Source organism: Leuconostoc suionicum, assembly GCF_001891125.1.
GTDB lineage: Bacteria > Bacillota > Bacilli > Lactobacillales > Lactobacillaceae > Leuconostoc > Leuconostoc suionicum.
This window is the reverse complement of sequence record NZ_CP015247.1, coordinates 1,248,393-1,262,580: the sequence shown is the minus strand read 5'-3', so window position 1 is coordinate 1,262,580 and position 14,188 is coordinate 1,248,393. Positions and strand designations below refer to the sequence as shown.

General features: G+C 36.3%; 11 protein-coding genes and 1 tRNA gene. 9 read left to right on the top strand and 3 right to left on the bottom strand.

All coding sequences use genetic code 11. The features are described 5' to 3' along the window. Window positions 1-76: 76 nt before the first annotated feature. Both A6B45_RS06330 and A6B45_RS06325 read right to left on the bottom strand, forming a co-directional pair. Window positions 77-148 (bottom strand) — tRNA-Glu (locus A6B45_RS06330). A 120-nt stretch (window positions 149-268) separates the two neighbouring features. Beyond that, a complete protein-coding gene (locus A6B45_RS06325) occupies window positions 269-1,312 on the bottom strand; it encodes a branched-chain amino acid aminotransferase (RefSeq protein WP_072613834.1) in 1,044 nt (347 codons plus the stop codon). Window positions 1,313-1,531: 219 nt separating this feature from the next. Between A6B45_RS06325 and A6B45_RS06320 the strand changes: the two genes are divergently transcribed. Further along, window positions 1,532-2,476, top strand: coding sequence for an NAD(P)-dependent oxidoreductase (locus A6B45_RS06320; RefSeq protein WP_072613833.1), 945 nt, complete (start codon window positions 1,532-1,534; stop codon window positions 2,474-2,476). A gap of 59 nt (window positions 2,477-2,535) precedes the next feature. On the opposite strand, the gene A6B45_RS06315 is transcribed toward A6B45_RS06320, so the two are convergent. Further along, the gene (locus A6B45_RS06315; protein ID WP_072613832.1) at window positions 2,536-3,891 is read right to left on the bottom strand and encodes a threonine/serine exporter family protein; all 1,356 of its coding nucleotides are present in this window, start codon (window positions 3,889-3,891) and stop codon (window positions 2,536-2,538) included. Window positions 3,892-4,114: 223 nt separating this feature from the next. Here A6B45_RS06315 and A6B45_RS06310 point away from each other — a divergent pair, with 223 nt between their 5' ends. The 8 genes from A6B45_RS06310 (at window position 4,115) to A6B45_RS06275 (ending at window position 14,027) form a co-directional block, all read left to right on the top strand. Beyond that, the gene (locus A6B45_RS06310) at window positions 4,115-7,228 is read left to right on the top strand and encodes a beta-galactosidase (protein WP_072613831.1); all 3,114 of its coding nucleotides are present in this window, start codon (window positions 4,115-4,117) and stop codon (window positions 7,226-7,228) included. Continuing rightward, on the top strand, window positions 7,221-8,222 hold the full coding sequence (locus A6B45_RS06305; RefSeq protein WP_072613830.1) for an aldo/keto reductase: 1,002 nt from the start codon (window positions 7,221-7,223) through the stop codon (window positions 8,220-8,222). The genes A6B45_RS06310 and A6B45_RS06305 overlap by 8 nt, the downstream gene beginning before the upstream one ends. Before the next feature lie 201 nt (window positions 8,223-8,423). Further along, on the top strand, window positions 8,424-9,500 hold the full coding sequence (locus A6B45_RS06300) for an ABC transporter ATP-binding protein (protein WP_072613829.1): 1,077 nt from the start codon (window positions 8,424-8,426) through the stop codon (window positions 9,498-9,500). A gap of 33 nt (window positions 9,501-9,533) precedes the next feature. Continuing rightward, window positions 9,534-10,433: a carbohydrate ABC transporter permease gene (locus A6B45_RS06295; protein WP_072613828.1), complete on the top strand. Its 900-nt coding sequence runs from the start codon at window positions 9,534-9,536 to the stop codon at window positions 10,431-10,433. Continuing rightward, the gene (locus tag A6B45_RS06290) at window positions 10,423-11,241 is read left to right on the top strand and encodes a carbohydrate ABC transporter permease (protein ID WP_072613827.1); all 819 of its coding nucleotides are present in this window, start codon (window positions 10,423-10,425) and stop codon (window positions 11,239-11,241) included. Before A6B45_RS06295 ends, A6B45_RS06290 begins: the two co-directional genes overlap by 11 nt. Before the next feature lie 61 nt (window positions 11,242-11,302). Then, window positions 11,303-12,631, top strand: coding sequence for an ABC transporter substrate-binding protein (locus A6B45_RS06285; RefSeq protein WP_072613826.1), 1,329 nt, complete (start codon window positions 11,303-11,305; stop codon window positions 12,629-12,631). A 3-nt stretch (window positions 12,632-12,634) separates the two neighbouring features. Continuing rightward, the gene (locus tag A6B45_RS06280; protein ID WP_072613825.1) at window positions 12,635-13,354 is read left to right on the top strand and encodes a glycerophosphodiester phosphodiesterase family protein; all 720 of its coding nucleotides are present in this window, start codon (window positions 12,635-12,637) and stop codon (window positions 13,352-13,354) included. A 1-nt stretch (window position 13,355) separates the two neighbouring features. Continuing rightward, window positions 13,356-14,027 carry a histidine phosphatase family protein gene (locus A6B45_RS06275; protein WP_072613824.1) on the top strand — a complete coding sequence of 224 codons (672 nt, stop codon included), beginning with the start codon at window positions 13,356-13,358 and terminating at the stop codon, window positions 14,025-14,027. The last annotated feature ends 161 nt before the right edge of the window (window positions 14,028-14,188 follow it).

The window sequence follows — 14,188 nt, the reverse complement described above, 5'->3', positions numbered from 1 at the left end:
CATCTTAGGCTCTTATTTTTTGATTTATTGGTATAGAAACAAAAAAAAGCTACAACCAAAGTTGCAACTTAATTAGTAGCTCGTGAGAGAATCGAACTCTCGATTCTGCCGTGAAAGGGCGGCGTCTTAACCACTTGACCAACGAGCCATGATCAATTTGTTATTTGATTGAATCAAACAACTATAATAGAATAACAAGAATCTGCAGCGCTGTCAATACTTTTTAAGTACAAAATAAAAAACGTCGCTAAGACGTTTTTTTAGTATATTAATCAAGTGGTACGTCGACTGCCCAACCTTCGGGACCTTCTTGGTCACCATATTGGATGGCTGTCAAGCGATCGTAAAGCTTTTGTGTCCAAGGACCAACTTCTGTTTCAGAATAGAATACGTGCTTGTTACCGTTATGTGTAATTGAACCTACAGGAGAAATTACAGCGGCAGTTCCCATCGCACCGGCTTCGGCAAATTGGTCAAGATCGTTAATTGAAATAGTAGTTTCTTCGGCTTGCAATCCAAGTTCCTTGGCTACCTCAAGTAATGAATACTTTGTGACAGAAGGCAAGATTGAAGGTGACTTTGGTGTTAAGAAGCGACCATCCTTTGTGATACCGAAGAAATTGGCTGATCCCAACTCTTCAATATTCTCATGCAAACGAGGATCCAAGTAAACAACATCAGAATACCCAGCAGCATGGGCTTCATCACCAGCAAGCATTGAGGCACCATAGTTACCACCGGCCTTGGCTGCACCAGTACCACCATGAGCGGCACGATCATAATGATTAGTAACGTAGGCTGTTGGTGTTAAGCCACCCTTATAGTAAGCACCAACAGGGGTTGCGTATACTTCAAAGACATAGTTATCTGCTGGATGCACGCCGACAACTGGGCCACCACCAAATTCAAAGGGACGTAGATAAAGTGTTGCGCCAGTTCCGTAGGGTGGTATAAAATCTTGGTTTGCCTTCGTAACTTCTTTTAAAGCACGCACAAAAAGTTCTTCAGGGACGGGAGCCATCATCAAACGAGCGGCTGAATTTTGTAGACGTTTTGCATTACGGTCAGGACGGAAAATGTTTGCACCACCATCCTTACGGCGATAAACTTTCAACCCCTCGAAAATTGTTTGTCCATAATGAAGTCCGGTTGCTGCTTCATTGACTGGAATATTTGAATCAGTTTCGAGACCGCCTTCGCTCCACTTACCGTCTTTATAATAGGCACGAAAACGATAAGGAAGGTCATGGTATTCAAATCCCAAGTTGTCCCAATCAAAATCTTCAGCTTTAGCCTTTCGTTGTTCTGACATAATACGTCCTTCTTTCTTAGAAAAATATGATAAAACTACTATAACGCTTAGAAGCGAATAGTGCAATAGCTAACGAGGAATCTTTTTTAATGTTAATTATTTAGAAATCTCGTATAATTAAAGGTAGTGCTGAACCCTATGAATTAGGTCATCGCACAACATCACTAAAATTATTTATCATATCAGTGATAAATCAAGTATTATTGGAGATGAATTAAAATGGCATTATTACTGGCAGTGAAAGCAATAACGCAAGAAAACCGTGAATTTCTTGCACAATATGATATTAGCGTTGTGACACCAGATACGATTACCGATGAGCAATTACCTGAGGTATTGATAAGTTATGCTTGGGATACAGAAATTGGACATAAAATTCTTGCTAACCCAGAATCTAAATTAAAGTGGATTCAGGCGCAATCGGCTGGTGTTGACTACTTACCCTTGAAAACGCTACAGGATCGTCAAATTACTGTGACAAATGCGAGTGGGTTAAAAGCGGTACCTATATCTCAAACTGTTTTAGGCTATATTCTTCACTTTGCTCGTGGCTTAAATGTTTATACTACACGAAAACATTGGGAACCTTTTACAGATCAGTATTTGATGAGCGAATTACCAGTTTTGGTGTTTGGTACTGGTCGAATTGGGCAGCAAATTGCTCATGCTGTAAAATCATTGGGCGGTGTAGTTTTTGGTGTAAATACCACAGGTCGCCCTGTTGAAGGGTTCGATGCAACTTATGCAATTTCTGACTATCAAGAAGCACTAGCTAAATCGCAAGTTGTTGTTGACGGATTACCAGGGACAAAAGAAACTGAAAACTTTTTTGATGAGCATTTTTTCCAACAGTTTAATCAATTGTTTTTGTTTATCAATATTGGGCGTGGCACAACTTTGAATCAGGACGATCTACTTTCAGCAATTGATGATTCTCGTGTCAAATATGCTGCATTAGACGTCACAACACCTGAACCATTACCAATGAATCATCCATTATTTGAGCGACCACAGATTTTGTTGACACAACACACAAGTTGGGGTGAACAAGAAAGTGCTGGTCGTGTAGGTGGACTATTTCGTTTATTTGAAAAAAATGTGCCTTCATTTATGGCTAATGGTACGTTTGTTCAAAATGTCGTTGATCTAGATAAAGGATATTGATACTTGTTTAAAAAAGCAGTAATACGCTAATTTAGCGTATTACTGCTTTTTTGTTTATATTAATCAAAATGCCGCCAGTCTTTATCTAGTATGGCACGTGCCACAAACAATCCGAGTGGTAAGAACATGATAATTAAAGCAGCTTTGGTCATCCATAGCGCGCCAATACCGATTTGATTGTTACCAATATTATATACTGCACGATAGATATACAAACCAGGCACCATAATGACGATGGAAGGAACAGTTAAGGAAATTCTTGGATAACCATTGTAACGATTGACCATCGATGCGATTAATCCAGCAACCAAAGCAGCAACAAATGCCGCCGCTGCGGGAGGAATAGTAGTTAAATCGACCAGTTCTAGTCGCAAAGTGTTGGCAATTGCCCCAATACAACCAGCTACAGCAGCCATTTTTTTCGAGCTGTTAAACATGATTGAGAAACCAAATACACCGCAAAAACTGGCTGGGATACGAAGTAACATCAGTGTGACTGACGATAAGCCAAGTGGCAAAAAGTTTGCTGGTCGAAAATGAACCAGCGAAGCGACTAACCAGCCCACTAATGTGGCAATTAGCGTGATCATTATGGCGTAAGCTAGTCTTTCCAAACCAGAGCGCATGTCTAATTTAGAGATATCTAACATGCTAGTAATAAAAGGAAAACCAGGAATAACGAAGAGCATAGCCCCAATATATCCGGCTTCATGCTGAGCTAAAATATGGAAATAAAATTCGAATATTCTAAATGCAAACATATAGGTGATACATGCTGTGGCAACACTGATAGCGACGCCCACAATAGTAGTTATAGCATGTTTACCTAAAATTGAACGGACATAGTTTCCAATTCCAGCACCAATAAATGAACAGATCATCTCTGGAATACCACCGCCAAGTAAAAAAATGAACGCGCTACATGCTAGAGCAGCAGCGAGGCCTGAGGTGAGCGGCGTATATTGCTTTGGTCTATTCTGAATGTCGTTAATCGTATGATGAATTTGACCAATAGTTAAAGATGAAAAATCATCTTGGATATTGTTAACGAAATGCTCTAAAATATTTAGCTTGTCGGTATTTACACCTGTATTTGGCAAGGATAATACTTGAGTATAACTTTGATTATTGCTAAAACAAGTATATTCCAATGAAATTAATCCAATATCGGCAGAGCATGTAAGATCTAGTTTTCTAGCGACCTTATTCATTGCATCTCGCACACGCCATGCTCCAGTACCGCAAGACAACATGAGAATACCAATTCGACCAACAATTGAGGCGCGTTCCTGGAGGCTAGCATTTTTAGCTGGAATATTTTTGCTTTTAATAAAACTGGCCCAAGGAATCGTCATGTGATGGCGTAAAGACAAAGGTATTTTTTTTAACACGTGTGGATTACTATTCTTGTCCATTATTTCCTCCAATGAATCATTGAAATTAATACAACACTCCTAATTCCTTCATTATAGTTGCAGTTGCTGTCGTATTCAACCTATTCAATAGTGGTAGCTAAAGGGTTAACAAGTTCGTTAAGTCCCAAAAGTAGATGAACTCCGATAAGTAAGCGTTTACATTTTTGAACATCGATGATATGATGTGTGTATAATTTGGCAGAAGAATTCTCGAGGATTAAATATGACAAGTATAAAACAAATATTAGCGCGCCATGATTGGGAAAACCCAGTGGTAACGAATTGGAATCGATTATCACTACATACGAGTATGAGTTACGCTAATGAACGAGACAAACAGGAAATTAAACAACCACGAAAAAGCCTCAATGGTCCTTGGCAGTTTAGTTATTTTGAAAACCTATCAGAAATTGATGAAGAATGGCGAGAAAAAGACTTGCCTACGTCAAAAAATATTCATGTTCCTAGTAATTGGCAGTTACAGGGGGACTATGATGTTCCTGTTTATACAAACGTTACTTATCCATTCCCTGTAAATCCACCGTATGTGCCGAATGAGAATCCAATTGGCGCTTATTCCAAAAAGGTCTTTCTTGATAATAAATGGTTTGCAGAAAACACAGAATCGCATGTTGTCTTTAATGGCGTTGGTTCTGCCTTTTATCTTTGGGTTAATGGAGAGTGGGTCGGCTATTCAGAAGACAGTCGCTTACCAGCAGAATTTGACATCACTGAAGAATTGCGAGCTGGTGAAAATCGTATTGCTGTTTTGGTGTTGAAGTGGAGCAAGGCGAGCTATTTTGAAGATCAAGATATGTGGCGAATGTCAGGAATTTTTCGTGATGTTGATCTTATTCGTGTTCCAAAAACAAGATTTCAGGATTTAGCAATTGAGACAAAACTGGATGAAGATCTTGACGACGCGACCGTTGAGGTTAGGGCACAGTTAGTTGGAAATTCGGCGGATAACTTGAGTGTGACTGCTGAATTATTTTACCATGGTATAAGCTTGTTCAAAGCAACAGAGCAATTTGGTAATCGAATAATCGACGAACGTGGTGCTAATGATAATCAAGTGAGTTTAGAATTACCAGTAAAAAATCCGGCATTATGGTCAGCTGAAGTACCAAATTTATATGATATAAAAGTTTCTTTGCACAATGAGGAAGAAAACTATCAGATTGAAAATAAGAAAGTTGGCATAAGAAAGATTCAGATTAAAGATGGTTTACTGACTTTAAATAATCAACCGTTATTAATTCGTGGTGTCAATAAGCATGAATTTAATTCAAAAACAGGATATTATGTTGATGAAAAAACAATGATTGATGATATTCGGATGATGAAGGAGCACAATTTTAATGCAGTACGGCTTTCTCATTATCCCAACGCTTCACGATGGTACGAGCTGTGTGATCAATATGGATTATATTTAGTAGATGAGGCAAATATCGAGACACATGGTGTCAAGCCAATGAATTATCTTACAAATGATCCTAAATACTTACCACTGATGATGGAACGAGTGACACGAATGGTCCAAAGAGACTATAATCATCCATCAATTATTATTTGGTCTTTGGGGAATGAGTCTGGCTATGGGCATAATCATGATGCAATGTATCAATGGCTTAAAAAGACCGACCCTTCTCGTCCAATTCAGTATGAGGGTGGTGGTGCTGATACACCGGCAACGGACATTATTGCACCGATGTATGCACGTGTTGACCAAGATCAAGTGGAAGAGGTCAACTCAAAATGGGCTATTAAAAAATGGATTGGTTTGCCAAAAGAAAAGCGACCACTGATATTGTGTGAGTATGCGCATAGCATGGGCAATAGTTTAGGTGGATTTAATAAATATTGGGAGGCTTTCGAAAAATATCCAAGACTTCAGGGTGGCTTCATTTGGGATTGGGTAGATCAGGGCCTGCTCACAAAAAATAACGAAGGGCAATCATATTATGCTTATGGTGGCGATTTTGGTGATTATCCTAATGATCGCCAATTTAGCTTGGATGGGTTACTATTTCCTGATCGCACTCCAAAACCAGCTTTGCTGGAAGCAAAATACTGTCAACAATATTTCGCTTTCCAACTGGAAAAAGATCCAACCGGGAAAGTTAACTCTATGATCGTCTCAAGTAAGTATTTATTCAAAACAGTCAATGATGCGACCTTAATTTATCAAATTTTGTCAAATGATCAGGTGATTAAGACTCAAAAAATCAAACTCAATTTAGCACCCCAAACTGAAGAGAGAGTCAGTTTAAATTTCTCCGATAACAATAATGATGATGTCTACATGAACTGTCAGATTGTTCAAGATAGCACTGATGGCCTTATCCGCTCTGGAACATTACTAGCTTACAAGCAATTTATTTTGAGAAATAAACCACTAATGATTAGTGAGGTACCATCATCCTCTGATGATTATGATGATTTCCTTATAAATGACGCGGTAGACTCCTTGTCCATTTCTTTAGATGGTGCTATCTGGCAGTTTAATAAGCGTACAGGTTGGTTATCTAATTGGATAAAGAATGGACAGGAAAAAGTACTGTCCCCATTGAAAGATCAATTTAGTAGAGCGGCTTTAGACAATGATATTGGAGTGAGTGAGGTGACAAATATTGATCCAGATGCTTGGTTTGAAAGATGGCAAGCAACTGGGTTCAATCATTTGAATGAAAGGCTTGTGCAATTCAACTGGACAGCAGTAAAAGATGAAGTACGAATCACGACACAGCATCAATTTTTATCACCGATTGATCAACATATCATGTTTATATCCAGTAAAGAATATCGAATAACTCATATTGGTGATTTAAAAGTGTATGTGGATGTTTGGCGGCAAGTTGCTGATCCACAACCAGCGCGTATTGGATTGAGTGTTCAAATTAACGCAACGACTAACGCAGTGGCGTATAGTGGATTGGGTCCAATGGAAAACTATCCAGATAGGCGTTCATCGGCTATTCGTGGCAAATGGAATGCTTCCTTGAAGGATCTTTATACACCGTATGTTTTTCCTAGTGAAAATGGCTTGCGAACGGAAGTTGCGTACCTTGAATTTGATCATCATGTCATTCGGGCACTTGAACAACGTTTTTCATTTAATTTGAGTCAATTTAGTCAAGCACAATTGTCGGCTGCCACCCACCGACACCTATTAAAACCTGAAGAGGGTGTTTGGTTGAACATCGATGGCTATCATATGGGTGTTGGTGGCGATGATTCTTGGTCTCCAAGCGTGTCGCCTGAGTTTTTATTATCAAACGATCATTATCATTATAGTTTTTTGTGGTCAAATACAGAAGGAGAAGCAAATGTATAGCGCTAATAAAGATCGTTACGAGAAAATGATATATAACAGAGTTGGCAACAGTGGATTACAGATTTCAGCTATTAGTTTGGGGCTTTGGAATAACTTTGGTAGTGTGGATCCCTACGAAAACCAAAAGGAAATTATTCATCAAGCTTTTGATTTGGGTATCACGTATTTTGATTTAGCCAATAATTATGGTCCTATACCAGGAAGCGCTGAAGAAAATTTCGGCAAGATTATGGCTACGGATATGAAACCTTATCGTGATGAGATGGTTATTGCAAGCAAGGCTGGTCACGAAATGTGGCCAGGGCCTTATGGTAATTGGAATTCTCGAAAAAGTATCGTTGCCAGTGCGGATCAAAGCTTAAGACGCACTGGTTTAGACTATTTTGATATTTTTTATAGTCACCGTCCTGATCCGATGACGCCAGTTGCAGAAACCGCACAGGCTTTAGACCAACTGGTTCGTCAAGGAAAGGCGCTTTATATTGGTATTTCTAAATATTCAAGTCAAGAAACACAAGAGATTATCGATATTTTTAAAGAATTAAAGACGCCGTTCATCATTCATCAACCACGTTACAATATGTTTGATCGTAAAGCCGAGCAAGATTTGTTTACAACATTAGGAGAAAACAAAAAAGGTGCGGTTGGATTTAGCTCACTAGCTCAAGGGTTGTTGTCAGATAAATACTTGAAAGGTATTCCAAATAATTCACGTGCAAACAAAGCGACAATTCCTTTTTTGACACCAGAAAAAGTTGAGCCAACGATTAATACGGTGCAAAAGTTGAATCAAATTGCACAAAGGAGAGGTCAAACGCTACCACAAATGGCACTTGCTTGGAATTTACGAATTCCTGAATTGGCTAGTGTTTTGATTGGTGCTAGTAATCCAAAACAGGTTATAGAAAATGTCAAAGCTTTGGACAATTTATCATTTTCACCAGAAGAGTTGCTTGAAATTGATCACGCATTGAGCGAATATGCAGTAAGCTAAATTTCATCAAAAATTATATTTTTTTAAAACATCGCAAGCTTTAAATAGTAATGTGATGTTTTTTTACGTAAAAAATACTTATTGATTACTTTGCGTTTATACAATTTACATTTTTTAGTATTTGCATTTACAAACAGTTGTTATAGTTGAAATGTTAACAAATATGATGGCATCGATGCGAAATGAAAGAGAGCTAATGGTATGTCGATTGAATTGCAACATTTGAAAAAGACGTATGAAAATGGAGAAGAGGTTCTAACAGATATTAATACAACAATTGAAAATGGACAATTCTATATATTAGTTGGTGCATCAGGATCAGGTAAAAGTACTATTTTAAATGCTATTGCAGGATTTATTCCCATAGACGAGGGAGCAATTGTTATTGATGGTAAAGATGTAACGCAATTACCGCCAAAAAACAGAAATTTGTCTATGGTCTTTCAAAATTATGCATTGATGCCTAATTTGACAGTTTCAGAAAATATTGTATTTGGTTTAGCAGCAAGACATACTGCTAAAGATATTCAACAAAAAAAACTACGTGAAGTATTAAATTTAGTTCATTTAGAAGAATATAAAGATAAAAAGCCAGGTAATTTATCTGGTGGTCAGCGACAACGTGTTTCTTTGGCGCGGGCATTAGTATCCGATGCTCAAATTATATTAATGGATGAACCATTATCAAATTTAGATGCTAAACTTCGAGCTGAAATGCGCAAAGAGATACGCTCATTACAACAACAACTTGGTATAACAGTTATCTATGTTACACATGATCAAACAGAAGCAATGACAATGGGCGATCAAGTCATGTTATTGAACGATGGTAAGATAGAGCAAATTGGTTCGCCCTTAGATCTTTATAATGTTCCAGCCAATACATTTGTAGCTGATTTTTTTGGATCCCCAGCGATTAACTTAGTCGATGTCAGTATTAAAAATGATATTTTAGAATTAAATAAGACTTTCAAGATACCGTTTAATTTTGAAAAGGTTCAAGGTAATTTTAAGTTAGGTGTTCGTCCGGAAAATATAGTTATGAATAATACTGGAAAACTAACAGGAAAAGTGACGCATATTGAGCCATTGGGGGATGGTACAAATATAGAAGTTGAGATTGGTTTTGGTAAATCTTTTAGAATTAAAGCTAGTGAACAAATTAATTTAACTTTGGGAGATTCAGTTAACTTCGATATCTTGCTAGATAAGGTATTACTTTTCACAGCAGAAGGTAATTTGATTAAAATTGGTCAATCAGAGTTAGCTGCTATTTAAAAAATACCTGTTAAGAAGTTGGATTAAAATATTATGAAAAAAAATAAAAAGGTACAATCGTCGAGTCAAAATTTATTGGCATGGTCGCTATTGTTACCGTCGTTCATTATTCTAGGAATTTTTGTTTTTTATCCAATGGTAAAAACATTTATTCTCAGCATGCAATTAACTGATTTAATGGGAAATCCAATTAAATTTATTGGGTTTAAAAATTTCTCAAATTTGTTTAGTTCAGATAGTTTTGGTACATCATTTACAGTGACATTGATATTTGTATTTTTCTCAACGATAGCAACGTTAATCATGTCATATCTGATGGCTGTTCTTGCCAGCCAAAAAATGAAAGGAATCGCCATCTTTCGAACAATGTTTTCATCGACGATGGGTGTTTCTGTAACTGTTGCTTCAATTTTATGGCTGTTTATGTTTAATCCACAAATTGGTTTGTTTAGTAAAATACTTACTTTACTGCATTTACCACAAATTAATTTTTTATCTGATCAAACTTGGTCACTGGTAGCAATTATTGGTACGACAGTTTGGATGAATCTTGGGTTTTCATTTTTAATTTTACTAGGCGCCATTCAGGGGATTCCACAAGACCTGTATCAAGTTGCTGATTTAGATGGCGCATCTTGGTGGATGAGGCTTAGAAAAATTACGATTCCAGCAACCAGTGCTACGATATTTTTTGTTACTGTTGTAACGTTGATTAATGCATTTCAAACATTTGGACAAGTTGATATTTTAACCTCCGGTGGTCCGGATTATCATACTAATTTGCTAGTATATGCTATTTATCAAGACGCCTTCGTCAATCATAGTGTTGGTCGAGCAAGTGCACAATCTGTTATTTTGACAATAATTATTATGGTATTCACGATGATTCAATTTTATGTGAAAAATAAGAAAGGGGCTAAAGATGCAAACTAGTAACTTTCAAAAAACCTTTCGCCTAATTTCACTAATTATTTTAACAATACTACTGTTATTACCACTTTTTTTAGGTATTTCGTTGAGTTTGTCTTCAAGTCAATCCATTGCTCAGGGAAATCTCTGGCCCAAACATCTTGAATTTGGAAATTATGTTAAAGTTTTTACTAATACACCGATGACTAAATTTCTATTGCATAGTTTTATTGTTTCGGGACTAGTTATGATTGGACAAGTTATTTTGTCAATTATGGCAGCCTATGCATTTGTTTTTTTGAAGTTTAAATTCAAAAAAGTTACCTTTATATTATTTTTAAGTACGATGATGTTGCCATTTGAAGCACAAATTATTCCTAATTTTGCAACAATGCGTGATTTGAACTTATTGAATACTTACGCAGCAATAGGATTGCCATTTTTGGCGTCGGCTTTCGGCACATTTATGATGAAGACAAGCTTTGAACAAATTCCTACGGCCTTACGACAATTGAGTGACATCGAGGGATTAAATCATTTTCAATTTGCTACAAGAGTTGTGATGCCTTATACCAGAGTTAGTATTATTACGTTTGCGTTGTATAGCTTTTTAACAAATTGGAATATGTATTTGTGGCCACTGATTTCCACAACAAATGATAAGGTTCGAACGGTTCAAATTGGGTTGAGACAATTACGTTCGCAAGATACAGCAAGTAATTGGGGACTGATTATGGCGGCAACAATCGTTTCAGTCATTCCTACCTTGTTGATCATATTCCTAGGTCAGAAATATTTTAAAAAAGGTTTAACAAATGGTGTAATTAAGTAGTTTGTTTATCTTTTTATAGAGAAGAGTCCATTAATTGATATAGTAAATAGGAGAATATAAAATGCTTGAAAATTTTGCAAAGTATACTGCGCTGGCAACTATCGGATTAAGCTCTTTGTTGCCATTAACGCAGGTTCATGCTGCAGAAACCAAACGTCAAAACATTGTGTTTTGGCATTCGATGACGGGACAAAACCAGCAAGCGATTGAACGTATTGTTAATGATTTCAATGCGTCACAGACAAAGTATAAAGTTACACCAGAATTCCAGGGGCAATATGTCGAAGCATTACCAAAGTTTTTGTCTGTTGGTGGCACAAGTAAGGCACCCGACTTATTCCAGTCAAACGAAATTTCGACTAAGCAATTATCTACATCAGGTATGATTGAACCTATGGAAACATTGATTAAAAAGTATAATTATAATACTAAAAATTTGCGAAAAAATATTTTGAATTATTATACTATTGATGGAAAATTGTATTCAATGCCTTTCAACTCAAGTGCACCAGTGCTTTATTATAATAAGGATGCCTTTAAAGATGCAGGTATTGATGATTTACCAACAAATCCAACTTATGAACAGGTCACTGCTGCTGCAAAAAAACTGAAGGAAAAAACTGGTAGTGCAAAGTTATCAATTCTTCCTTACGGATGGACTTTTGAAGAATTGCTTGCTAATCAAAATCAAACGTTAGTCAACAATAGCAATGGTCGTAAAAAGACAGCTACCAAAGCTACCTTTAATAATAAAGCTGGTAAAAACATTCTGAACTGGATCAAAACAAATGCTACAGCTGGTACATTAGTTGACTATGGAACGGGCGCAAATGCAGGAGACAATGAAGTTTCAGCCTTTACCTCTGGTCAAATAGATATGTTTATGAACTCATCAGCTTCATTAGGTAATATCAAGAAAAATGCTAATTTTAATGTTGGCGTAACTTATTTGCCTCATCCAGAAGGTACAAAAGCCAACGGTGTTGTTATTGGTGGTGCTAGTATCTGGCTTTCAAAGGGAAAGTCTACTAAAGTTCAGAAAGGTTCATTTGAATTTTTGAAGTTTGCTACATCGGCTAAGGAACAAGCACAGTGGTCAATTGACACAGGGTACTTTGCTGTTAATACTAAATCATATGATACGAAACTACTAAAAGATGCCTTTAAGGAAACGCCTATTTTAGCAGCACCAGTCAATCAATTGAAAGCCACAAAGATTAATGCAGCTAGTGCAGGCGCATTGATTACAGCAATGTCCAAAGAACGTGTTAATACACAAAATGCCATGGAAAATGTTATTAATGGTAAGGACGTTGATTCGGAGCTTAGCAAGGCAGCAAAGCAAACAACTGCTGATATTAAGGAAGCAAACGAACAAACAGGAGAATAACACATGTCAACAACAATTTTTGGTCATCGTGGTATGCCAGTAAAATTTGTTGAAAATTCTATTTCTGGATTTGAATATTTAGCACAGAATGGTGAAGCTGTTGAGTTTGATGTACATTTAACAAAGGATAATGTTCCTGTTATTATTCATGATGAAAAATTAGATCGAACAACTGATAGTTCTGGCTATATTAAAGATATCAATTTTGCAGATTTACACGCTATTTATCTAGTAAACGATGAAAACAGAAAAAATCAAAATAAAATCCATGATGAACATATCCCAACCTTTGATGATGTGTTAGCGGTTTTTAATCATTCGAATATTCAATTAAATATTGAGTTGAAAACAGATCAATTCGAATATCCAGGTATAGAAGAAATAGTATTAAATACACTCAAAGACTATGATTTTAAACAACCAATAGTATTTTCTTCTTTTAATATTCAAACCTTAAACCGTTTGTATCAAATTGATAACACACTGAACCTAGCATTTTTAAGTCCATTTAAGATATTAGATCCAGAAAAAGTGATATCTGATAATCATCTCCAAGCATTACATTTAAACTATGAGTCTTTATCGGAAACTAATATTGAACAGCGGATTTGGACGGTTAACGATGAAGAACAGATGAAAAAATTATTTTCTCTTCAAATGACTGGTATTTTTACAGATGATTTTGAGATGGCCATGCAACTGCGAGAAAAGTTGGGGAATTGAAATGTTAAAAAAAGTTCAATTATATTTTGTTCGCCACGGCGAAACATACTTTAATACTTGTCAAAAAATACAAGGTTGGTCAGATTCGTTGTTAACTAATGAGGGAGTTAATAATGTTTCTCATGTTGGAAAAACAATCAATCGAGTGCCATTTGCCAAAGTATATTCCAGTGATTTAGGTCGTGCTAAAGCAACTACTGCCATCATATTGTCAGAAAACAAAAATAAACAAACGATTCCATTAGAATATATTCCTAATTTTCGTGAACAATTTTTCGGTTCTTTTGAAGGAGATAAGCTCAATATATTTTCAAAGTTGTTTGATTTGAAAAAGATTAATAAAACTACTGTAGAAAATGATAGTGAATTAGCAAAATATTTTCCTGAAGACGATATTATGGATCAATTTAAGTTAATTGATCCCACGCATGATGCAGAGAATTCGTTAGAATTTTGGAGTCGTATTGAGCAAGGATTACAACATGTCTTTTCTGAGTCACAAGATGGAGACAAGATTTTGGTTGTCACTCATGGAGCCTTGATTCGTAAGTTAGCAACTCGGATCACACATTCCTACCATAACAATCCTGACAATGCTTCAATATCTATTTTTGAAATGAAAGACAATCTTAAAATGACATTACATCAATATAATCAACATAGTCTAGAATAAAGTTTCTTACCGGCCAAAACTATCGTGTAACAGCGATAGTTTTTTATTTCAAATCAAAAAATATCACAAAACAACGAAAAGAGGAAACAAATTGCACTATTATTGTAAACGCTTACATAGTATTGTTGATACATATCCTGAACAGAATAAAATATAAGGAG